The sequence below is a fragment of the Nitrospira sp. genome (genome assembly GCA_030692565.1).
Taxonomy (GTDB): domain Bacteria; phylum Nitrospirota; class Nitrospiria; order Nitrospirales; family Nitrospiraceae; genus Nitrospira_D.
Window position 1 is genome coordinate 34,814 of sequence record JAUYAO010000054.1, and the last position, 21,251, is coordinate 56,064.

General features: G+C 60.6%; 26 protein-coding genes and 1 pseudogene. 12 read left to right on the forward strand and 15 right to left on the reverse strand.

The window, feature by feature from the left end; translation table 11 throughout:
• Positions 1-130 precede the first annotated feature (130 nt).
• The 6 genes from Q8N04_14260 to Q8N04_14285 all read left to right on the forward strand — a co-directional run bounded on the left by Q8N04_14260 (position 131) and on the right by Q8N04_14285 (position 4,899).
• Positions 131-799 carry an N-6 DNA methylase gene (locus Q8N04_14260; GenBank protein MDP3091841.1) on the forward strand — a complete coding sequence of 223 codons (669 nt, stop codon included), beginning with the start codon at positions 131-133 and terminating at the stop codon, positions 797-799.
• On the forward strand, positions 796-1,947 hold the full coding sequence (locus tag Q8N04_14265) for an ImmA/IrrE family metallo-endopeptidase (GenBank protein ID MDP3091842.1): 1,152 nt from the start codon (positions 796-798) through the stop codon (positions 1,945-1,947). The genes Q8N04_14260 and Q8N04_14265 overlap by 4 nt, the downstream gene beginning before the upstream one ends.
• Positions 1,944-2,438 (forward strand): DUF4411 family protein, encoded by a 495-nt coding sequence (locus Q8N04_14270; protein ID MDP3091843.1) that lies wholly within the window; start codon positions 1,944-1,946, stop codon positions 2,436-2,438. Before Q8N04_14265 ends, Q8N04_14270 begins: the two co-directional genes overlap by 4 nt.
• The gene (locus Q8N04_14275; GenBank protein MDP3091844.1) at positions 2,435-3,655 is read left to right on the forward strand and encodes an Eco57I restriction-modification methylase domain-containing protein; all 1,221 of its coding nucleotides are present in this window, start codon (positions 2,435-2,437) and stop codon (positions 3,653-3,655) included. Before Q8N04_14270 ends, Q8N04_14275 begins: the two co-directional genes overlap by 4 nt.
• 262 nt (positions 3,656-3,917) lie before the next feature.
• The gene (locus tag Q8N04_14280) at positions 3,918-4,076 is read left to right on the forward strand and encodes a hypothetical protein (GenBank protein ID MDP3091845.1); all 159 of its coding nucleotides are present in this window, start codon (positions 3,918-3,920) and stop codon (positions 4,074-4,076) included.
• On the forward strand, positions 4,069-4,899 hold the full coding sequence (locus Q8N04_14285; protein MDP3091846.1) for a GIY-YIG nuclease family protein: 831 nt from the start codon (positions 4,069-4,071) through the stop codon (positions 4,897-4,899). Before Q8N04_14280 ends, Q8N04_14285 begins: the two co-directional genes overlap by 8 nt.
• Before the next feature lie 36 nt (positions 4,900-4,935).
• On the opposite strand, the pseudogene Q8N04_14290 reads toward Q8N04_14285, so the two are convergent.
• The 14 genes and pseudogenes from Q8N04_14290 to Q8N04_14355 form a co-directional block, all read right to left on the reverse strand.
• Positions 4,936-6,026, reverse strand: a pseudogene (locus Q8N04_14290) (IS3 family transposase).
• A 200-nt stretch (positions 6,027-6,226) separates the two neighbouring features.
• Entirely contained in the window at positions 6,227-6,631 is a 405-nt protein-coding gene (locus Q8N04_14295; protein MDP3091847.1) for a DUF2784 domain-containing protein, read from the reverse strand.
• Positions 6,632-6,647: 16 nt separating this feature from the next.
• Positions 6,648-7,133 (reverse strand): hypothetical protein, encoded by a 486-nt coding sequence (locus Q8N04_14300; GenBank protein MDP3091848.1) that lies wholly within the window; start codon positions 7,131-7,133, stop codon positions 6,648-6,650.
• Positions 7,134-7,244: 111 nt separating this feature from the next.
• Entirely contained in the window at positions 7,245-7,634 is a 390-nt protein-coding gene (locus Q8N04_14305; protein MDP3091849.1) for a TfoX/Sxy family protein, read from the reverse strand.
• Between the two features lie 202 nt (positions 7,635-7,836).
• Positions 7,837-8,694, reverse strand: coding sequence for a methyltransferase domain-containing protein (locus tag Q8N04_14310; protein MDP3091850.1), 858 nt, complete (start codon positions 8,692-8,694; stop codon positions 7,837-7,839).
• 17 nt (positions 8,695-8,711) lie between these two features.
• On the reverse strand, positions 8,712-8,972 hold the full coding sequence (locus Q8N04_14315) for a MoaD/ThiS family protein (GenBank protein ID MDP3091851.1): 261 nt from the start codon (positions 8,970-8,972) through the stop codon (positions 8,712-8,714).
• Positions 8,969-10,126, reverse strand: coding sequence for a sialidase family protein (locus Q8N04_14320; GenBank protein ID MDP3091852.1), 1,158 nt, complete (start codon positions 10,124-10,126; stop codon positions 8,969-8,971). The genes Q8N04_14315 and Q8N04_14320 overlap by 4 nt, the downstream gene beginning before the upstream one ends.
• A 20-nt stretch (positions 10,127-10,146) precedes the next feature.
• Entirely contained in the window at positions 10,147-10,581 is a 435-nt protein-coding gene (locus Q8N04_14325) for a hypothetical protein (protein ID MDP3091853.1), read from the reverse strand.
• A gap of 73 nt (positions 10,582-10,654) precedes the next feature.
• The gene (locus tag Q8N04_14330) at positions 10,655-11,257 is read right to left on the reverse strand and encodes a DUF1579 domain-containing protein (GenBank protein ID MDP3091854.1); all 603 of its coding nucleotides are present in this window, start codon (positions 11,255-11,257) and stop codon (positions 10,655-10,657) included.
• 15 nt (positions 11,258-11,272) lie between these two features.
• Positions 11,273-11,800, reverse strand: coding sequence for an SRPBCC family protein (locus tag Q8N04_14335; protein ID MDP3091855.1), 528 nt, complete (start codon positions 11,798-11,800; stop codon positions 11,273-11,275).
• A 9-nt stretch (positions 11,801-11,809) separates the two neighbouring features.
• The gene (locus Q8N04_14340; GenBank protein ID MDP3091856.1) at positions 11,810-12,238 is read right to left on the reverse strand and encodes a YciI family protein; all 429 of its coding nucleotides are present in this window, start codon (positions 12,236-12,238) and stop codon (positions 11,810-11,812) included.
• Between the two features lie 86 nt (positions 12,239-12,324).
• Positions 12,325-12,696: a YciI family protein gene (locus tag Q8N04_14345; GenBank protein MDP3091857.1), complete on the reverse strand. Its 372-nt coding sequence runs from the start codon at positions 12,694-12,696 to the stop codon at positions 12,325-12,327.
• A 66-nt stretch (positions 12,697-12,762) separates the two neighbouring features.
• Positions 12,763-14,013 carry an RNA polymerase sigma factor gene (locus Q8N04_14350; protein ID MDP3091858.1) on the reverse strand — a complete coding sequence of 417 codons (1,251 nt, stop codon included), beginning with the start codon at positions 14,011-14,013 and terminating at the stop codon, positions 12,763-12,765.
• Positions 14,014-14,025: 12 nt separating this feature from the next.
• Positions 14,026-14,382 carry a YciI family protein gene (locus tag Q8N04_14355; GenBank protein MDP3091859.1) on the reverse strand — a complete coding sequence of 119 codons (357 nt, stop codon included), beginning with the start codon at positions 14,380-14,382 and terminating at the stop codon, positions 14,026-14,028.
• Between the two features lie 269 nt (positions 14,383-14,651).
• Between Q8N04_14355 and Q8N04_14360 the strand changes: the two genes are divergently transcribed.
• The 3 genes from Q8N04_14360 (at position 14,652) to Q8N04_14370 (ending at position 18,079) form a co-directional block, all read left to right on the forward strand.
• Positions 14,652-15,778, forward strand: a protein-coding gene (locus Q8N04_14360) for an IS3 family transposase (GenBank protein ID MDP3091860.1) whose coding sequence is annotated in 2 segments (ribosomal slippage) — positions 14,652-14,913 and positions 14,913-15,778 — 1,128 coding nt in all. Because the reading frame shifts where the segments join, the coding sequence is not laid out codon by codon here.
• A gap of 160 nt (positions 15,779-15,938) precedes the next feature.
• Positions 15,939-16,319, forward strand: a complete 381-nt coding sequence (locus Q8N04_14365) for a PilZ domain-containing protein (GenBank protein ID MDP3091861.1) — start codon at positions 15,939-15,941, stop codon at positions 16,317-16,319.
• 152 nt (positions 16,320-16,471) lie between these two features.
• Entirely contained in the window at positions 16,472-18,079 is a 1,608-nt protein-coding gene (locus tag Q8N04_14370) for a Na+/H+ antiporter (protein MDP3091862.1), read from the forward strand.
• A 66-nt stretch (positions 18,080-18,145) separates the two neighbouring features.
• On the opposite strand, the gene Q8N04_14375 is transcribed toward Q8N04_14370, so the two are convergent.
• Positions 18,146-18,928, reverse strand: a complete 783-nt coding sequence (locus tag Q8N04_14375) for a carbon-nitrogen hydrolase family protein (GenBank protein MDP3091863.1) — start codon at positions 18,926-18,928, stop codon at positions 18,146-18,148.
• 111 nt (positions 18,929-19,039) lie between these two features.
• On the opposite strand from Q8N04_14375, the gene Q8N04_14380 reads away from it, so the two are divergent.
• The 3 genes from Q8N04_14380 to Q8N04_14390 all read left to right on the forward strand — a co-directional run bounded on the left by Q8N04_14380 (position 19,040) and on the right by Q8N04_14390 (position 21,251).
• Positions 19,040-20,644 carry a peptide chain release factor 3 gene (locus tag Q8N04_14380; protein ID MDP3091864.1) on the forward strand — a complete coding sequence of 535 codons (1,605 nt, stop codon included), beginning with the start codon at positions 19,040-19,042 and terminating at the stop codon, positions 20,642-20,644.
• An 81-nt stretch (positions 20,645-20,725) separates the two neighbouring features.
• Complete coding sequence (locus tag Q8N04_14385) at positions 20,726-21,067, forward strand: hypothetical protein (protein ID MDP3091865.1); 342 nt, start codon at positions 20,726-20,728, stop codon at positions 21,065-21,067.
• Between the two features lie 25 nt (positions 21,068-21,092).
• A complete protein-coding gene (locus tag Q8N04_14390) occupies positions 21,093-21,251 on the forward strand; it encodes a hypothetical protein (protein MDP3091866.1) in 159 nt (52 codons plus the stop codon).

The following is a 21,251-nucleotide window of genomic DNA, read 5'->3' on the forward strand; positions in this document are numbered from 1 at the left end:
ACGCCAGCTCCTGGCTCAAGCCGCAAGAATATTCCGGCCTCACTCTCGGCCCCATCTTCGTGCGCTTTGCTGAGCGCCTTTGCCGCTGTCGTCCGCACGGCTACGATCTGTGCCCCGAATGGTTTTACCCATGAGCCTAGTCAAGTCCAAACAACGCGTCTCTGACCACGGGGAAGTGTTCACGCCATCGTGGATGGTCGAAGCAATGCTCGATCTCGTCAAGGGCGAGACCGAGCGCATTGACTCCCGATTCTTGGAGCCGGCGTGCGGGAGCGGGAACTTCCTCGTTCGGATTCTGCAGCGCAAGCTTGCTGCCGTCGAACTCAAGTTTGGAAAGTCCGACTTTGAAAAGCGGCACTACGCTCTTCTCGCCCTGATGTGTACCTACGGGATTGAGATCTTGGCGGATAACATCGCCGAGTGCCGCTCTAACATGCTGGAGATCCTAGCCGACTATCTGAATCTCGAGGAGTCGGATAACCTGTATCAGGCCGCTTTCTATGTGCTTTCGCAGAACCTCATCCACGGTGACGCCTTGTCGATGCGCACCAGCGATGGCCAGCCGATCACCTTTGCGGAGTGGGGCTACCTCGGCAAGGGGAAGTTTCAGCGGCGAGATTTTCGCTTGGACATACTCACGCAGGCGTCGGCCTACAGTGCGGAGGGAGACCTCTTTGCCAACCTCGGAAAACATGAAATCTTTATGCCGACCAAGATCTACCCGCCGATGACGGTGAGCGAGCTGGCCACCGGGTTTATGCACGTGGCACTTGCCCCATCTCCTAGGGAGGAGGCATGACGACGGTGGCTGCTTCCATACCTGTGCTTCGCTGGGCGGCGAAACGCGCGCGCTTTGACGACAGCGACTTGGTGGCACGTTTCAACAAGTGGCCCTTGTGGCTCAGTGGCGAAGCTCAGCCCACGCTCAAGCAACTGGAAGACTTCGCGCGCCTCACGCACACCGCCATCGGCTACTTTTTTCTGCCCCAGCCGCCCGCGCTGGCACTGCCGGTGCCGGACTTTCGCATCCTGCGCGACGAGGCGCTCGCCGAACCCAGCAGCAACCTGCTGGACACCCTTTACCTATGCCAGCAACGGCAGGAGTGGTACCGCAACCATGCCCGTATGCACGGCTTGCCGGCCTTGCCATTCGTCGGCAGCGCCAGGTTGCAGGAAGCGCCGGAGGTGGTGGCACAACGTCTGCGCGAGACGCTGAGTTTGTCCGCCGAGGCGCGTCGCCAAATGCCCACCTGGGCGGATGCGTTGCGCCAGTTGATCGCCAAGGCCGAAGACGCCGGGGTGATGGTGATGGTGAGTTCCGTGGTGGGCAGCAACAGCCACCGCAAGCTGGACGTGGGTGAGTTTCGCGGCTTCGCGCTGGCGGACAGCCTTGCGCCGCTGGTCTTCTTGAACGGCGCTGACAGCAAGGCCGCGCAGATGTTCACGCTGGCGCATGAGCTGGCCCATGTGTGGCTGGGCGCAACGGGCGTGTCGGACACGCAGGTGGGGCAGGTGCCCGAGCAGCAAACCGAGCGCTGGTGCAACCAGGTCGCGGCGGAACTGCTGATGCCCATGGCGGAGCTGCGAGCAGCGCACCAGCCTGATGCGCCGATTCCGGACGAAATCCAGCGGTTGGCACGCGAGTTTAAGGTCAGCACGCTGGTGGCCTTGCGCCGCCTGTTCGACGCAGGCTTCATTAGCCAGGTTGCGCTGTGGCAGCACTACCGGGAGGAACAGGAGCGGCTGCGCACGCTGAAGGAACGCAGCAGCAGTGGCGGCGACTTCTATCACAGCCTGGGCGCGCGCACCAGCAAGCGCTTTGCCCGCGCCATCGTATCCAGCACGCTGGAGGGGTTGACCTCGTTTCCAGATGCCTTCCGCATGCTGGGGATGCGCAAGACGGCCACGTTCTACGAAGCGGCGCGCGAGCTGGGAGTGACGGCGTGAGCTATCTGCTGGACGCCAATGTGTTCATGTCCGCGAAGAACCTGCACTACGGTCTGGATTTCTGCCCGGCGTTCTGGGACTGGCTGGTGCACAAGGGCAACACGGGATCGGTGTTCACCATCGACAAAGTGGCCGATGAAATCGAGGCGGGCCAGGACGAGTTGTCGGACTGGGCCAGAAACCACGGCGATGCGCTCTTTCGGCGAACGCCTCCGACACTGGCGCCGCAGTTTACCCAGGTCAGCACCTGGGCTACGGGGCAGCAATACACACCGGCCGCTATCAACACCTTTCTGCAAGTGGCGGACTTCTATCTGATTGCGCACGCGCTGGCTGGCAATCATGTGATCGTGACCCACGAACATCCGTCCAACTCGCCTAACCGGATCAAAATACCCGATGCCTGCGTGGGCCTGGGCGTGCGGTTTATGACGCCCTACCAGATGCTGCGTATTGAACACGCTCGCTTCGTGCTGGGGACGCACGCATGAGCGAGCAAGCCGCCTTCACACTCCGCGGCCGTAACCCGGATGTGCTGACGTGCATCGCCAACCTCTCCAACGACAAGGTGTTCACACCGCCGGAGCTCGCGAACAGGATGCTGGACACGCTGGCCGAAACGTGGGCCGCCAACAACGGCGGCGTGAACATCTGGGCCGACAAGACGGTGAAGTTCCTGGACCCCTGCACGAAAACCGGCGTATTTCTACGCGAGATCACCAGCCGTCTCACCAAAGGGTTGGAGAAGAAAATTCCCGATCTCCAAGAACGCGTCGATCACATCCTGACCAAGCAGGTGTTCGGCATCGGCATCACGCACCTCACCAGCTTACTTGCACGCCGGAGTGTCTATTGCTCGAAGCACGCCAAGGGCACGCACTCCATCGCCAAGGGCTTCGCCAGCGATGCGGGCAACATCTGGTTCGAGCGCATGAAACACGCGTGGGTAAATGGCAAGTGCACGTATTGCGGCGCAAGTCAGAAAGCATTGGACCGTGGTGAAGAGCTTGAAACCCATGCGTACGCGTTCATTCACACCAACGATATCAAGACTTGGGTGACCAAGTTGTTTGGAGGCAATATGCAATTCGACGTGATCATAGGCAACCCGCCGTACCAATTGGACGACGGCGGCTACGGTAAGAGCGCGGCGCCGATCTACCACCTCTTTGTAGAACAGGCGAAAAAGCTCGAACCGCGCTATCTGTCACTCGTCATTCCCGCCCGTTGGTTCGCCGGCGGGAAGGGGCTGGATGAGTTCAGAGAGTCTATGCTCGCCGACGATCGCTTGCGCTCAATTGACGACTATCTCAGCGCGTCGGACGTCTTCCCGGGGGTGGGCCTCAAGGGCGGCGTTTGCTACTTCCTCTGGGACCGGGACAATCCTGGGCCCTGCCGAGTCACAACCCACTTCAAGGACTGGCCTGATTCGACCACCACTCGCCCGCTTCTCGAAGAGGGTGCGGACGTGTTCATCCGCTTCAATGAAGGGCTGGCGATCTTCAGGAAGGTCGTTGCTGTCGAGAGTGGACAGTCGCAATCGCTGTCCCTGCCTGACAATAGGCGTTTCGACCGACTGGTTAGTTCCAGAAAGCCGTTCGGGCTAGAGACAACGTTCAAGGGTAGGGCATCTAAGCGCGCCGGTGACGTGTTGGTCTATCAGAACGGCGGTACGGGATACACACAGCTCTATCACGACTGGCACTGACCTCATCGACAAGTGGAAGCTTTTCGCAAGCTATGCTGCGCCGAGGACCGGTAACAAGGACACTTATCCGCATCGAATTATCAGTACGCCATTCGTCGGGGATCGAGGCAGCATCTCGTCGGAGACGTATCTCTGCATTGGTCCTTTTGACTCCCAGGCCGAGGCCGAGAGCGTTCTGTCCTACCTCTCCTGTCGACTGACTCGCCTCCTTATTCTTTTGCACAAGCCATCCCAACACACAACGCGCAAGGTTTACACGTTCGTGCCGACCCAGAAGTGGACCAGGCAGTGGACGGACGAGGATCTCTACGAAAAATATGCGCTCACCGCCAGTGAGATCGTCTTCATCGAGAAGATAGTCCGTCCGATGGATCTCACAAGCGACGATTCCGACGAGGCGGTTTCCGACGACGATGAGTAAGTCCATCGAGGAAATCCTTGAGCCGAAGCCGGAAGCCCGGCCCCGCATCTACGCCTACTCCATCGCGGACGAGGCGCACAAGGGTCTCCTTAAGGTGGGGCAGACGACGCGCGACGTGAAGCAGCGCATCGCCGAGCAACTCAAGACCGCCAACATCAAAAACTACACTATTGAGCTGGATGTGGCCGGCGAGCGCGACGACGGCACGATCTTTAGCGACTACGACGTCCGCGAGGCGCTCGTCAAAAAGCGATTCGAGAACACCGAATTGGAGTGGGTACGGTGCTCGGTCAAGGACGTGAAGACCGTTCTTACTGAACTTCGCACCGGACAGCAGTTCACGGGAACGCATCACGAAACCTTCTCGATGCGGCGGGAACAGACCGAGGCTGTCGAAAAGACTTTTGACTACTTCAATTCGATTTGGGCAGAGAATAAAAATGCCGCGCCACGTTTCTTGTGGAACGCAAAGATGCGCTTCGGTAAAACCTTCACCACTTATCAGCTCGCCAAGAAACTAAAGGCCAAGCGGGTGCTGGTGATGACTTTCAAGCCTGCTGTGGCGGATGCGTGGCAGACGGACCTCGAATCCCACGTGGACTTCGACGGCTGGCAATTCCTCTCGCGCCATTCTGACAGCGACCCGACAAGAGTTTCCACCACGACGCCACTCGTCTATTTCGGTTCATTGCAGGACTTGCTGGGCCGCGATAAAGCTACTGGAAGCATTAAGCCAAAAAACAAGTGGATTCATAAGGAGAGGTGGCCCCAGCTGGTTGGACAGCATATTCCATTTCTTAAGTGGCGCCTCGCAGTGGTCTGACGACGCGGCCGTGAGCCGTGTCGTCAGGTTGTCGCAGTACACCTCTTCGGGCGTCTGGCCGTCAAGCGCTCGGGGCGGCCTCGTCTGGTTATAGAAGGTCAGGTACCGCCCCACTCCCTGACGAGCGGCGCTGATGCTGTCATAGGCCCGCAAATAGACCTCCTCGTACTTCACGCTCCGCCACAGCCGTTCGACAAACACGTTGTCCCGCCAGCAGCCGGTGCCGTCCATGCTGATCTGGATGCCATGGTCTTTCAGCAACCCCGTGAACTCCTGGCTCGTGAACTGGCAGCCTTGGTCTGTGTTGAAGATGGTCGGCGTGCCATAGCGGGCCAGGGCCTCCTGGACCGCCTCCATGCAGAAGTCGGTCGTCAGCGTGTTGGACAGCCGCCACGCCAACACGCGGCGACTCGCCCAGTCCAGGACCGCGAAGAGATACACCAAGCCCCGCGCCATCGGAAGGTACGTGATATCTGCCGCCCACACATGGTTGGGGCGAGTGATCGCCAGATGACGAAGCAGATACGGATACACCCGATGCGCCGGATGTCGCTGGCTGGTCTGGGGTTGGCGGTACAGCGCTTCGATGCCCATGCGGGCCATCAGGGTGCGTACTCGCTTCCGCCCAATCCTGTGACCTTCGCCCCGCACCAGGTCGCGCAACATCCGAGCTCCGGCAAACGGAGCGGTCAGATGCCGCTCGTCGATTCGGCGCATCAGCGCCAGATCCGATGCGGAGACTGGACGAGGCTGCGTGTAGGCCGTCGAGCGCGCCAGCTCTAGAAGCTGGCATTGCCGTATCACCGGGAGTGCGTGGGTGCGTGTGATCATCGCTTTGCGCTCCGCAAGCCCGCTTTGATGAGCGCCCCTTCTAAACAATCATTCTCCAGCGCCAACTGCCCGATCTTGGCGTGGAGGACCTTGAGGTCTGGCACATCCGACGGAGCCTTCGTCCCGCCAAACACGTCCACGGCCCGCGTCAGCAAGTGCTGTTTCCATTCCGTGATTTGGGTGGGATGCACGCTAAATTGTGTCGCCAATTCCGCCAGCGTCTTGTCGCCCTTGACCGCGGCAAACGCCACCTGTGCCTTGAATGCCGCCCCATGATTGCGTCTTGTTCGCCTCATCGCCTCGCTCCTCTGGTGCGCCCCCCCTTCGGGGGCGTTGGTTAAGCAAGGCTACCACTTAGCACACTGTCCGAATTTCTGGGGCCCCCTCTCTTTTTAGCGAAAGAGGGCTGGACGGCAGATGAATCAGAAAATCTCAGTGTGGAGAGGCATCCAAATTCAGGTGAGGCTCGTAATGCTTGCGTTCCCGACCGTCTCCTTCAGTCGCATGAACCTTTGTGGGAATTCATCAGACGGCCGCGTTTCCACAGCCACCCATACACCATCAGATTGAGCGTCATCACGACGATTCCCAGGACGAATTGTCCGGTGCGGGTGAGATGATCCGGGTAGAGGAGCATGAGCAGATAGCGTCCGACAAAGTCACCGTCATAGCCCAATCCGCCGCCCCTTTCGCGCAACCAATTTTCCAACGGGGTCAGCGGGCAGATCCAGCCGCTGAACTCGATGAAGGCCCCCCAGGCTGCGGCAGGCAAATGGAACCAGATGATGTTCCGCCACTTCAGCGCCAGCAAGCCGCCGAACAGGACGAAGAGAACAAAGGCGAGATGTATGAAGAGAACCGCGTCGGCCAGAAGGAGGGCGTTGTTCGGCCATGCCAGCATCGGGGTTCCACGCTCGTTACTCTTTCGACTCTTGCTCCGGATCGATCTCGATCAAACGGTGACGTCCGTTGCCAAGCGACTCGATTTGGAAGACGCGCGGCCCGAGGTGAACGGTGCCTGTCACGCTGGCGCCGTTGAGGACGAGGGAAAACTCGCCGGAGTCTTGAGGCTTCAGCTGCCCGCGAATGAAGCTCGTATCGTTGATCCGCGAGAGGGTGGACACCACATCCAACTCATACCGCCCGAGGTCGAACAGCTCGACCGCGATCGGTGGGAGCGGCCTGGCTGCGGCATCTTTCAACGTTTTCACCAGGAGCTCATCGAAGGCGATGTCTCGTTCGCGAAGAATCGACGGTTTCCTCGGAGGGAGGGGTTGATCGGATGGACTGACGGTCGGAACCGTACGCCAGAGCAGGGGGGCAGGCGATGGCTCCGCTCCCAATGATCCATTGCCGAGTAATAGAAGCACGCAGGCTGTCAGGAGCAGGACATGATGGACCATGTGTGCCTGGACAAGGCGCAAAGAGGATAATATTGAACTGATCCCGGCTGACATTGGGACCATTATAAGTCCCCATCAAGCCGGCGGCTATGGGCTCGCCCGATCCGTCGACTATGAACGGGCGCGGGTTGTTCGAGCTGGGTTGGAGTTGCGGGTCTTGGACGCGGCGCGTCGTCGCTCCGGTTGAGGGCGCTGAACGGTACTGGCGGTCTCAGCCCACTCAGCCAGCAGCGCGGCATCCTCAAGAATGTCGGCCGGCACTTCGTAGTAGGTTTTGAGCGTCATCGACTTGGTCACGCGGAAGGGCTTCGCTCCCAGGGCGCGGTAGGACGCGCTAGTCTCCGGCGTGACTTTGAAATACAGCCGGCCTTTGTGAATGATGCCGAAGAACATCTCGCGATAGCGGATCCCATAGCCGCCGAACATGGCGCGACAGGTCAGGCCCCGGAGGTCAGCCAACTGGTCCAGCACGAAATCCTTGAAGCCGTCCGTCTTGGCCATGAGACTAGACTCTACCTCAAAATTCTGTTTCCGATATCTTAATGCTCTGTCTGCCCCCTCCTTCGTAAGGAGGGGTAGGGGAGGTCGAAGCGCTAGCCGGCTACCAAGGCTATGTCCGGACGACTGTGCAGGAGCCGCAGGCGGAGACTCTACTCCTCCCAGCCTCCCCCTTACAAAGGGGAGGAAGATTGTGAAAGCGGTTCTAGACCGGTTTGCGTCCCGCGACAATTCGCACCGCCATCGGGAAGACAATCCGGCCAGCGCGTGTGTAATTGGACGCGGCTTGGGTGATGCGCTGTTTCACGTCCTGCTTTTGCGTGTCGGTCAGCTTGGCCATGAGATTTTGCACCGGCGCGGCAATCTCCATCAGGCTGGTGTAATACTCGTCAGCCGAGGCATAGGACCACTCCGCCAGGAACTCGTGATCCGTCACATCGACTAGTCCGGCCTGCTGAAACATCCCGGCGAGCTCGCCCGGTTTGGCCAATCGGAAAATGCCCGGTGCGGTTGGATCCGGCGGCGGCAGCTCGATCACTTGCTTGATGGCGGCCATCGAGAGCCCGATCGAGGGATTTTTTTCAGAGGCAGACCAGACAGCGGCTGCGACCCAGCTTCCCGGTTTCAGGACCCGCGCGATTTCTGCCGCGGCCTTCGGAATCTCCGGGAGGAACATGAGGCAAAAGCGGCTGGTGATGGCGTCGAAGGAGTTCGGTTCAAAGGGGAGACTCGTCACGTCGCCGGTTTTGAACGAGACATTGGTCAGGCTGAGGCGTGCGGCCTTTCGATCCGCGGCGGCCAGCATCTGTTCCGCGAGATCCATTCCGGTGACACGTCCGGTCACTCCGACGGTTTGTGCGCCCAGTAAGGCGGGGTAGCCGGTGCCGGAGCCGAGATCCAGAACATTCATCCCTGCATGAAGCCGGGCATCGGCGACGAGTCGATGATTCAAAAAGGCCATCTGTTCGTCGAACAGGCGGTCCCACTTTTCCCATCCACCGGCGACGCGGTTCCAATCCTGACGTTGACCTTCGATGAGCTTAGCGTTGTCGGGGGTTGGCATAATCTCTCCTCTCGCGATTATCCGCCGCTGAGGGCGCAGACGATGTACACAGTATCGGTCTTGCTGAGGGGCGCTGACAAGTCCTGGAACTGCACGTCGTTCACAAAGATTCTGATGTGCGGCCTGATCGTATCCTGCTCCGTGATGATGCGAAACCGGATGCCGGGAAAACGGCGGTCCAGCGCGGCCAGCATCTCGGTGAGCGTAGCGCCTTCCACTGGAACCTCGCTCTGTTGCGCCGTATAGGACTGCAAGGCACTGGGGATGTGGACTGTCATCGTCCAAGTGCTGCGGCTTCCACTGAATAGATTTCCGGCAGATGCCGCGCGATACAGGTCCAGGTCGTTCCCTCGTTCCGGCTCGCCCAGATTTCGCCCTGCGTGGTGCCCACATACAGCCCGACTGCCTCGTGCCTATCATTGGCCATCGCCTGACGCTTCACCGTCCACCAGGCATTCGATCGCGGGAAGCCTTTGTCCTGGCGCGTCCAGCTTTTCCCGGCGTTGCGCGTGACATAGGCGGCGGGTTTCCCATCCGGGCTCACACGCGGCCAGACCGTTGCGCCATCCATCGGGAATACCCAAGCCTGGTCCGCATTGTGCGGATGCGCGATCACGGGAAATCCGACGTCACCGACTTTCTTCGGCATGTTCTTGCCGATCCGCACCCAGGTATTCGAGGGCCGATCGAGCCGGTAGATGCCGCAATGGTTCTGCTGATAGAGCCGATCCGGATTGCTCGGGCAGAGCCGCACGCAGTGGGGATCGTGGTAGGTCACGACAGAGGGGCTGAATCCCTCCACTACGTCGAGCCCCTGGATCAGCGGCGCGAAGGTCTTTCCGCCGTCGACGGATTCATGCACGCCGCCGCCGGACATGGCGAAATAGAGATGTCGTGGATCGCGCGGGTCTACGATGATCGAGTGCAGCTTCGGGCCGTCGGGTGTGCCGTCCTGCACGGAGCCCATCCACTCGCGGTACTGCGGATCGTCGTTGATGGAGGAGAACGGCTTCCAGGTGACGCCTCCATCGTCGGACCGGAACAAGCCCTGCGGCGAAGTGCCGGCGTACCAGGCGTTCGGTTCGTTCGCGTGGCAGGGCGTGAGCCAGAAGGTGTGATTCACCGCACGGCCTTTCTCGCTCTCCGAAACTTTGGGAAACGCCGGCGGCGCGGCGGATTCCTTCCACGTCTTTCCGGCATCGGTGGAGCGAAACACCGTGGGTCCCAGATGGCCGGTACTGGCCGCCATCAAGATCGTGCGCCGGTCCCGCGGATCGGCTACGACGTGGTGGATGATGTGGCCGAGGAATCTGGGGGGCGAGACTTTCCAGGTGCGTCTCGCCCGGTCGCTCTTGAGGGTAAACGCGCCTTTCCTGGTGCCGATCAGCAGGGTGACGACCCCGCTGCCGGCTGTTGTCGTCGAGCGTGTCATGACCGGCCTCCGTCGTCGGATTATTTTATGGTTTGCAACGTCTCCCGCAATTCTTTTAGTTCGGCACTCAGCAGATCGAGGTGCTGGTCACGCTGTGGTTGGTCATCCTTGAACTTCCAGAGACGCCCGAACACAGCGCCGAGTTCCTTCTTGTGGGTCAATGCCAGGTCGTAGGCCGGGGTCTTGGCCTGTTCCTTGGTGACGCCGCAGAACGAATCCATCAGCGCATGGAGCTGGTTGTGGAGATCGTCGAATGCGTTGTCCACGCCCTTGCCGCCCTTGGCTTTGGCGGCCGTGGCCTCCATCATATTCGTGAGATTGATCATCGTCTCGACGCCGCTGGCGCCTTTGGCCTGCGTCGCGTAGTCCCCGGCGCGCGGATAGAAGAGATAGCTGCAGCCGCTCAGCGTGGTCAGCATCAGGGCCAAACTCAACATTCCAATCGTCCGTTGCATCTGAGGCCTCCCTAGGTGATGGCATTGAGCACTTAGTCAAGCATGTTGCCCGATCTATTTCAATGCTGCACCATCACGGTTTCCGCGTATACACGATCTCCAGGAACTTCATCTCTTTGCCGCCATGGCCGTGCGTCCCGTACATCTCAAATGTTTGGTTGTTGGCGTCCTGAATTTTCCAAACGGCCCGATGCGACATTTTCCCGCCGCCCGGTTCGGGGTGTGAGCCCTTCAGCGTGATGGTCTTGCCGTCGGCGCTAGCCGTGCCTTCCATCATGAAGATCCCGGTGCCCATCGTATCGATCCAGGCCGTCACGTACTTCTTGGTCACGTTATCGTAGCCGTCGATCCCGATACCGGAGAAGGGCTGCCCCATCATCTGGCTGTTGAACTCCTGGTAGTGGAAGCGCCCGTCCAACAGCATCTTCGATTCCGCCGTGCCGGTCGATTCCGTCGGGGGCTTGCCCGGTTCCATCCATTCCTTGGTCGTGGTGGTCCAGCTTCCGGCCAGTGTGGCAAACAATTTGTGCGGCTCGCCTGGCTGGGCCAGCTTCTGCCAGAGTTCCATCATGGCCTGCTGGTCCATCTTTTTCTCCGCCTTCTTGTCCTTGGCCAAGGCCGGCGAGACAGTGAGTAGTAAACACAGAGTTGAGCTAACGAAATTCAGCATACGCATGGCGGCCTCCTTGGTTTATTGCTCAGCCAATTGTTTCAGATTGGCCAAGCCGGTTTCAAAGTCTTTTCCGACCATCTTGTCCATGCCCATCACCACATCCATGACCTTCATCATGAAGGGTTGAGGGCCATGCATGGCCCAGGTCACGGTTGTGGCAGTCCCTCCACCCTCCAGGGTGAATTCGGCCTGGTTGTGGGCTTCAAACGGTTTCAGAAAGTCGAGTTTGAACACGACCCGCGATGAAGGAACCGCGCTGACGATCTCCATGCGTCCCGTGCCGACATCGGCATTGCCGTCCCATTCGAGCGCGGCGCCCGTCCCCTGGGGGGCGCCGCTATAGGTCTTCTTCATCGCCGGGTCCATCTTCTCCCAGGGCGACCAGGCGGCCCACTGATGTAGATCGCTGATGAGTCCAAAGACGTTCTCGGCCGGTGCGGCGATGTGGGCCGAACGCTGGACGTGGAACGTATCAGGTTTCGTCGCGGCATAGATGAGGATGGCGGCAATCATGGTCGTGGCGATCAGGGCGATGGTTTTCAGCATGACTTCCCCCTATGTGTTGTGCGCTGCCTGCGCCCGGATCCGGTCTTCTTGTTCCCGTAGCTCAGGGGTGAACTCAGCCCCGAAATCTTCCGCTTCGAACACCTGGCGGATTTCGATCTCGGACTCTTCGCCAGGCATCGGATTCGGGCAGCGTGTGACCCACTCGATGGCCTCTTCCTTTGAGCGACACTGCCAGAGCCAGTATCCTGCGACCAGCTCCCTGGTTTCGGCGAACGGACCGTCGATAACCGTACGCCTGTTCCCTGAGAATTGCACCCGCGCTCCGTTTGAGCTGGGGTGGAGTCCATCGCCGGCCAGCAGCAATCCGGCTTTCATCAACTCTTCGTTGTATTGCCCCATTTCGGTCAGAAGCTGTTCGCTCGGCATGACGCCCGCTTCCGAATCTTTGGTGGCTTTGACCAGGATCATGAATCGCATGGGAGTGTCTCCTCTTTAGGATTGAACGGCTACCGTATAGTCGATAGAGACTTAAGAAATCGACAGGAGGACCTGTTCCTGGGTCCTCAGTATAATTCCCCCGGTAGTCCGGTAATCTCCCGAAGCGGTCGGACTTCCACCGCTCCGATCCGTGCGCCTGGAATCCGTCCTGCGACGTCGATCGCCTCGTCCAAATCCTGTGCGTCGACCAGGAAATAGCCGGCGAGTTGCTCGCGGGTTTCGATGAACGGTCCATCAGTCACCGACCGTTTCCCGTCACGCACCTGGACAACCGTGGCGGTAGCGACGGGTTGGAGCGGCGAGGCATGCACATATTGTCCCTTCCCATGCAGCTGGTGACAGAGTTGGATCGATTCGGCCAGCATGCTTTGCCGGGTCTCCTCACTCATCTTGCTGAATGATTCTTCATTGTGGTGCACTAACAACAGGTATTTCATGGCCGCTCCTCTCCCTTTCACCTTCTAGTCGTTCCCGGCGTCCGAAATCGACAAGAGGCACTCCGGTTAATCCAGCTCGGCCAGCCGTTTCTCAAGAAACCGCCGTTCTGGCTCCTGTTTTGTTAGGGCGAGGGCCCGTTCGTAGGAGGTGCGGGCGTCCGCTGCCTGCCCCAAGCGCCGGCAGAAATCGGCCCTGGTGGCGTGGATCAAATGGTAGTCCCCCAGCTCGCCACGCGCCAGGATGGTGTCCACCAGCGCGAGGCCTGCGGCGGGGCCGTCCCGCATCGCCAGGGCCACCGCACGATTGAGCTCAATGATCGAAGAGGGGGCCGCGCGCATCAATAAGTCATAGAGGGCGACGATTTGAGCCCAATCGGTTGCAGCTGCGCTCGACGCTTCGGCATGGACGGCGGCGATCGCCGCTTGCAGGGTGTAGGGGCCGAACCGCCGCGAGGTGAGCGCCCGTTCAATGAGTGCGATGCCTTCCGCAATCAGGGCTCGATCCCAGCGCGACCGGTCCTGCTGGTCCAGAAGCACAATCTCTCCCTCGGAAGATGTACGTGCTTGGCGTCGCGATTCGTGCAGCAGCATCAGCGCGAGCAGGCCCATGACTTCCGGTTCCGGCAACAGTTCCAGTAGTAGTCTGCCCAAGCGGATCGCCTCGCCCGAGAGGTCGGCTCGCGTGAGCGAGGCGCCGGAGGAGGCAGAATATCCCTCGTTGAAGACGAGATAGATGACCTGCAGGACCGAATCCAGCCGGTCCGGCCGTTCGGCGGGCGGAGGCACTTCGTAGGGAATCCGTGCATCGCGGATTTTCGCCTTGGCGCGGACGATCCGCTGGGCCAACGTCGTTGGGGAGGAGAGAAAGGCGCGGGCAACCTCTTCGGTCGTGAGCCCGCAGACTTCACGTAACGTCAGCGCCAGTTGGGCCTCGGGCTTAAGCTCCGGATGGCAGCAGGTGAAGATCAACCGTAGCCGGTCGTCTTCAATGCCGTCCTCCTCTCGTTCGGTTGCCTCACCGGTCGCGGCTTCCATGTCTTTGGCCAGCTCGGTGAGCGAGGCATCGTAACGGGCGCGCCGTCGTAAACCGTCAATCGCTTTAAATCGGCCGGTGGAGACGAGCCAGGCGCGGGGGTTGGCGGGAATGCCGTCGCGCGCCCATTGCTCCATGGCCGCCGCGAAGGCCTCGTGGAGGGCTTCTTCGGCCAGATCGAAATCCTTAAGCAGCCGGATAAGCGTCGCGAGGACCCGGCGCGACTCGGACCGGTACACCTCCTCGGCTTTTGTGCGGACCTGTGTGGTTGCGTCATCGCTCATGGCGGAGGCCTATTACGCGCAGCCGAGTTCCTTCATCGGACGGACTTCCACGCTGCCATAACGGGCGGCGGGGAAATGCGTGGCAATGCGGATCGCGTCGTTCAGATCCGGCACATCGAGCATGAGAAAGCCGCCCAGCTGTTCTTTCGTTTCGGCAAACGGCCCATCGGTCGTCGCGGCCTTCCCCTCGCGGACCCGCACGGTTGTGGCGGTTTCGACCGGATGGAGCGGGGAGGCCGCCAGCAGCTGGCCGACCTTCTGTAACCGGTCGCAGTAGGCCATCGATTCGTCCGAGAGGGCGACCCGCTCATGGTTTGGCAAGGCATGGAGGATCTTCTCTTCGACATAGACCAGACAGAGGTATTTCATGGTGTGCTCCAATGGGTTACAGGTGGCATGTCGCAGGGCCGGATACCTGCCTCTGTTGGATAGTCGTTCTGCAAACCAGAAATCGACAATGGGCTATCACATAAAAAGCGGGGAGCGTTTCTCGGCTTCTTCGTATACGCATGGCCACGAACCCATTGACGTGTTGGCGAATGTCCAGTCCCGGTATCGTTGACGTCCTCCCGAAAAACTAGACCAGCCAAAACTAGAAAACTCGGTTACCCTGCAGCCCTCCAACTAGGAGGGTAGCCATGAAGAAGAGCAAGTTTTCTGAGGGACAGATTGCCACGGCGTTGCGGCAGGTGGATGCCGGCGCCCCGATTCCTGAGGTCACCCGGTCGTTGGGAATCAGCGAAGCCACCTACTATGTGTGGCGCAAGAAGTACGGACAGATGGCCGTGGCCGAGGTCCGGCGGTTGCGGCAGCTGGAGACAGAGAACAGCAAGCTCAAGCAACTGGTGGCCGACCTGACGCTCGACAAGGTCATCCTGCAGGAGGTGCTCGCAAAAAAGGCCTGAAGCCCACCCGCAAGCGCGCGCTGGTGCGGACCGTCACCATGCAATTCGCGATCGGCGTGCGGCGAGCGTGTGGGCTGCTGCGGTTGAATCGAGCGTCGTGGTATTACCGACACCATGGGCGGGACGATACGGCGATTCGCATGCGGCTGCGGGAGCTGGCCCAAGCTCGCCCGCGCTTTGGCTATCTCCGTCTGCACGTCATGCTTCGCCGCGAAGGCTGGGTGGTGAATACAAAGCGGGTGCGCCGGATCTACCGGGAAGAAGGGTTGACCGTGCGGCTCACTCACCGCCGAAAGCGCGCGAGTCACCTGCGGGTGGTGCCGCCTCAGCCGAGGCAGCTGAATGAGCGGTGGAGCATGGACTTTGTGGCGGACACGTTGCTGGATGGGCGGCGGTTTCGTGCGCTGACCGTCGTGGATAACTGGAGTCGGCAGAGTCAAATAATCGAGCCGGATTTCACCCTGAGCGGCACGAAGGTGGTCGCGGCCCTGGAACGGGTGGCGAAACGGACGGGCTACCCGCAGATGATCACCGTGGACAATGGGAGCGAATTTACTTCCAAGGCGCTCGACGCCTGGGCCCACGAGCACGGCGTGAAGCTCGATTTCATTCGGCCCGGGAAACCCGTCGAGAATGCGGTGATTGAGAGTTTTAATGGACGGTTTCGGGATGAATGTTTGAACGCGCAGGTGTTCGTGTCGTTACACGATGCGCGACAGAAGATTGAAGCGTGGCGAATCGATTACAATGAGCACCGGCCGCATGGTTCACTTGGGGACTTAACGCCCCAGGAGTTTGTCGAACAGGCGGCCCAAACCGGGCTGCAGGAAGCATCGAATTTCCAGCACGGCGTGGTCTAGTTTTCAGGGAAGGGTCATCGTGCCTGAGGAGCGCAGGAAGAACAACCTGGGTGTGTCCAGTAAAAGGGTAAGTAGAAATCTGCACAAACATACAATTTCGTTCTCGAACCGATCGCAGTTGTGTACAGTCGGCACAGTGAGTTGAACGAAAGGATGCCCGATGAAGTCTGCCACGATGCCCGATGAGTTGTTTCTTGATATCCGTGAACATACGCGGATGCGCGTTCCGGTTCCCTTTTCCTGTGCGTTGGCGGAGAAGGCGCGGCCGCGCTGGTTTGCGAAAAAACGGGCCGGCCTCGGCGTGGTGTACGATGTGTCGCTCAAAGGCGCCCGAGTTACGAGCGAAGCTCCGATGAATCCGGGCGATCAGGTCACGGTGCTGCTGCGCTTGCCGAAACAGGTGGCTCCGTTGGCGGTTGAGCGGGCGACGGTTCGATGGGCAAAGGACAATACATTTGGACTTGAGTTCATGCATCTGACGTCCACCGCGGCCATCAGACTCCAGCGGTTTCTCTCCTCGCAAGTTCAATCAGTTGCGTGATCGCTCTAGCTGTTCGATGTTCCGCTGACGGTCCCTCACCCGCGTCCGGCCGAAAGACGTGGGTGCGGCGGCCCGATTCAGTTGACTCTCCCGCCTTCCCTCAGTAGCCTGCGCACAGGTCCTGCGTTCCAGGAAATTGCGAAAGGCCTGCGATGGACGGTCTGCATCAGCTCGAGATAATCATCTTGTTGCTGGCGGTGGTGCTGTTGTTGACCACCGTCGCACAGAAACTCGTCGTTCCCTATCCCATCTTATTGGTCATCGGTGGATTGATCCTCGGCTTGATCCCGGGGATTCCCACGGTCACGCTCAGTCCTGATCTGGTCTTCCTTGTGTTCCTTCCGCCCATCCTCTGGGCGGCGGCCTACTTTACCTCCTGGCGGGAGTTTAAGGAGAACCTCCGTCCGATTTCATGGCTGGCGGTGGGCCTGGTGTTGGCCACGACCGCGGCGGTTGCGGCGGTCGCCCGCGCGGTGCTGCCGGGCCTCGGATGGGCGGAAGCCATTGCCTTAGGCGCCATCGTTTCCCCGCCGGATGCGGTGTCGGCTACCGCCATCGGGAAGCGTCTGCGCATTCCCCGTCGCGTGGTGACGATTTTAGAAGGTGAAAGCCTGGTGAACGACGCGACGGCACTGGTGCTCTATCGCGCGGCTGTCGGGGCCGCGGTCGGCGGGAGTTTCGTGCTGGGCGACACGCTCCTGCAATTTGTCCTGGCTGCAGTCGGGGGTGTGGCGATCGGGGTCGCCGTCGGGATGGCATCGCGTTGGGCGCTCCGCGCGACGACCGACAGTTTCTCGGAGATCGCCATCACATTGCTCGCTCCCTATGTGGCGTGGGTGTTGGGCGAAGTGACGCACGCCTCGGCGGTGCTGGCCTGTGTGGCCGGAGGGCTGCATGTGCGGCAGCATTTCAGCGCGGCGGTCGCTCCTGTGACGCGCCTGCAGGCGCGGGCGGTGTGGGACCTGCTGATCTTCGTGTTGAACGGGTTCATTTTCATATTGATCGGGCTCCAACTCGGCGCCTTGCGTACTGCCATCCCGGTCGACCGGTTCGGCACAGTCTTGACGGCCGGCGCGGCGGTCAGTCTGACGGCCATTGTCGTGCGTCTCGCCTGGGTCCCGGCGGCGGCGGCGTTGCCACGCCTGATCAGCGCGACGTTGCGGGCTCGCGATCCGATGCCGCCTTGGCCGCATATTTTCGTCACAGCCTGGACCGGGATGCGCGGGATTGTCACGCTGGCGGCCGCGCTGGCCTTGCCGGTGACGACGGCGGCTGGAATGCCGTTCCCGTTTCGCGCGGAGATCATCCTGGTCAGCTTCGCCGTAATTCTTGCGACGCTCGTATTGCAGGGACTTTCGCTCACGCCGATCATCCGTGCCTTACAGCTTAAGGAGGACCGCGGCCTTGAGCGGGAAGAAATGCTCGCACGTGAACGGGCGGCTTCCGCCGCATTGGGACGATTGGACGGATTAGCGGCGGGAGACGGCCTGTGGATAGAGCAGATCGAGCGGTTAAGGGTTCATTACAGCCGCCAACTTCAGCGGTTTGCCGGATCCGGTCCCATCGATGCGGACTGTTCGTCCGAGGCCGGTGAACGATTCAGGCAGTTGCGGCACGACACGTTGACCGCCGAACGGCTCGCATTGATTCAATTGCGGAACGACGGGACGATCAGCGACGAGGTGTTGCATCGGCTCGAACATGAACTCGATGTCGAAGCGTTGCGCGCGGGTATCGGCGAGCGTCGTGTGCCGCGGTGAGGAGCCGCGATTGGTATTGGTTGGATGGGCGGCCCCTCTTCCGGTAAAGAGAGACGGACCGATCGCTTACAGCTCGATGCGTTGATACGACGGCGCTGCCAGGTCCTGCCCGAGCAGGTCCCATTCGATCAGAAAGATCGTTGAGCGTGCCGCGCTCATGGAAAGCCGTCGCGTTCCGTCCTGCACCACGACACTCTCGGCTTTCGTGAAATCCATGGTGAGGTCTGGCCCGGTCCGGTTGCAGACGAACAGCGGCAGCCCCGTGTCGCGCGTGCAGCGCTCCCATTCGCCGTTGGGGCCATGAAAGCCGGGTGCCCAGGCGGCGGCGGATACCAGCATCCGCGCGCCTTGTCGGCGCAAGCTGTCGGCGATGCCTGGAGAATACGCATCGGCGCAAATGAGCAGCCCGACTTTGTCGAGCGGGGCGGCTGGAATCGGGATCGCCTCTGTGCCTGGCGTCGACCAGGCTTCCGATCCCACGCGCAGCGAGTTGATCTTTCGGTGAGTGCCGGAGAGCCTGCCGTCCGGGGTGATCACGAACAGCGAATTGTGCAACTGCTTCGTGCGAAGGTCCTGTTCCGGCACAGCGAGGAACAACGTGATCCGCAGTCGCGATGCGAGGCGGCCCATCTGCATCATCCACTCATCCGGCTGGGGCGCGATCCAGTCGGTACCGATCCGATCCACAAAGCTATACCCACAGACCGCGAGTTCAGGGGGCAGGATCCAGTTGGCCCCCGCCTGTGCTGCCTGCATGATGGCGATGTCGATCAGCCGTCGATTGCCGGCGAGATCGCCGGGAATCGGCGCCAGATGCAGAAACGCGATGCGAAGAGAAGATGCGGCCATGGGCGGCATCATACAGGGTTGGCATGGCCGTCGCGAGCGGCGAGGCGGTCGATTTCTCCTGGTCGACGACTGTTGGCCGTCGGTAGCGGTGTGATATGCTGCGCACCCATTATGGCTATCGACCAGACACGTCAGGGAGAATTGGCCGCGGCAACGGCGCGCCGCAGGACCTTTGCGATCATCAGCCATCCGGACGCGGGCAAGACGACGCTCACGGAAAAGCTGCTGCTCTATTCCGGGCTCATTCGGACGGCGGGCATGGTCCGCGGCCGCAAGGGTGGCAAGACCGCCGCTTCCGATTGGATGGGCATGGAGCAGGAGCGCGGCATTTCCATCACCGCCTCGGCCATGCAGTTCCCGTATAAGGATGCGATCATCAATTTGCTCGATACGCCGGGCCACCAGGACTTTTCCGAAGACACCTATCGAACGCTGACGGCGGCCGACAGCGCGATCATGGTTATCGATGCGGCCAAAGGCGTGGAGACGCAGACGCGCAAGTTGTTCGACGTCTGCCGCTTGCGGCGGATTCCCGTCCTGACGCTGATCAATAAGATGGACTTGCCGGGCCGCCCTCCGCTCGACCTCATGACAGAAGTCGAGCAGGCACTCAATATTCACGCGAGTCCGGTCAACTGGCCGATCGGCTCCGGCAGCGATTTCGTCGGGATCGTGACGCGGGCCGATCATCGCGTCCAGCTGTTCAGCAAGACGGCGCATGGCGGCGCGACGAAGGTCGATGTGGCGAATATGCTCTTAGCCGATCTCGAACGCAGCGGCCGTGTTCCTCCGGACGTCATGGAACCCGTGCAGCACGACCTGGAGTTGCTTGAGATCGCCGGCAATCCGTTTTCGCGCGAGCAGTTTCTGAACGGCGACGTGACGCCGGTGTTTTTTGCGTCCGCGCTCACGAACTTCGGGATCGAGAGTTTTCTCGACGCCTTCGTGACGCTTGCGCCTTGTCCCAGCGCCCGGCTGGCCGACCGCGAGGATGGCAGCGAATGCACCATCGATCCGGTCGAGACTCCCTTCAGCGCCTATGTGTTCAAGCTGCAGGCGAACATGAATCCCAAGCATCGGGACAGCACCGCGTTCCTCCGGGTCTGTTCGGGGCGATTCGAACGGGACATGATGGTGACCCATCATCGATTGAATCGAGAGGTGCGCCTTTCGCGCCCGCACAGTCTGGTCGCGCAGGAACGGAGCACGGTGGAAGAGGCCTATCCCGGCGACATCATCGGCATCATCAATCCCGGGCTCTTTGCCATCGGCGACACGATTTCGGTGACGGGCGGATTCAACTTCAAACCGCTGCCGCAGTTTCAGCCGGAAATCTTTGCGCGGCTTCGTCCGACCGATGTCGGCAAGCGAAAAGCCTTCGACAAGGGGATGGAGCAGATGGCGCAGGAAGGCACGGTCCAGATCATGCGGAGCCTCAATGACCTGGACTCGCTGGTCGCGGCGGTGGGCCGGCTGCAGTTCGACGTGCTGCAATACCGGCTGCGCCACGAGTATCGCGTGGAAACGGTCCTGGATGCGCTTCCGTTTTCATGCAGTGCCTGGTTGGGCGGAGATCCCGCGACCTTCAAAGCGCCGTCGGCGTCTATGGTGGTGAAGGATCAACGCGGGCGTGTGGTGGTGCTCTTCGGCGACCAAGTCATGAAGACCATCGCCCGCGATCGCAATCCTGACCATACGCTCCGCGATATGGGGTAGCGCAGCGAGGTGGTGGCCGAGACCGGTCGAGAGCCGGCGACGGTTCCCCCTTCTCTCTGCTGCCTTCACCGGGTAGGTTCTATGGCGTGGCCGATCTCCATCACACGAGAACTTGTCGGAGCCGTCGCGGCCTGGAATTCCGGCAACGCCGGCAAAGCCAGAGTGTGCGCGCGGCGGGCGGTCGCGTTAGCCGACGAAGCGTGGCTGAGACAGCAGGCGTCTCTATCATGGTCAGGGGATGCCATGGCTCACCTGCGCAGAATCCAACAAGACCTCTCGTTTCCACTCTCTGTCCGGCAGGCGGCCGAACGATTGACGACGACCGTCACCCAGAAGCACCGGTCTCCCTTTACGGCCGATCCCATCGGCGATGCGAACACCGTCATAGAGTGTCTGCTAGGGGGCAGTGAAGCGCGGCCTTAATAGTGTGTAAGGCGTGAGGCGATTGATGGAAGCGGACGATGCCGAAGCGTTGCGAGAGGCCTGGGCGAGGAAAGAGCATCCGCCCTGCCCGCACGATGTCCGGGAGAAAGAATTCTATCTCGGCTCCGATACGAGCGCTGAAATTTGTGTGGTCTGTGGGAAGTCCTTCTGGAGGGGAAACTAG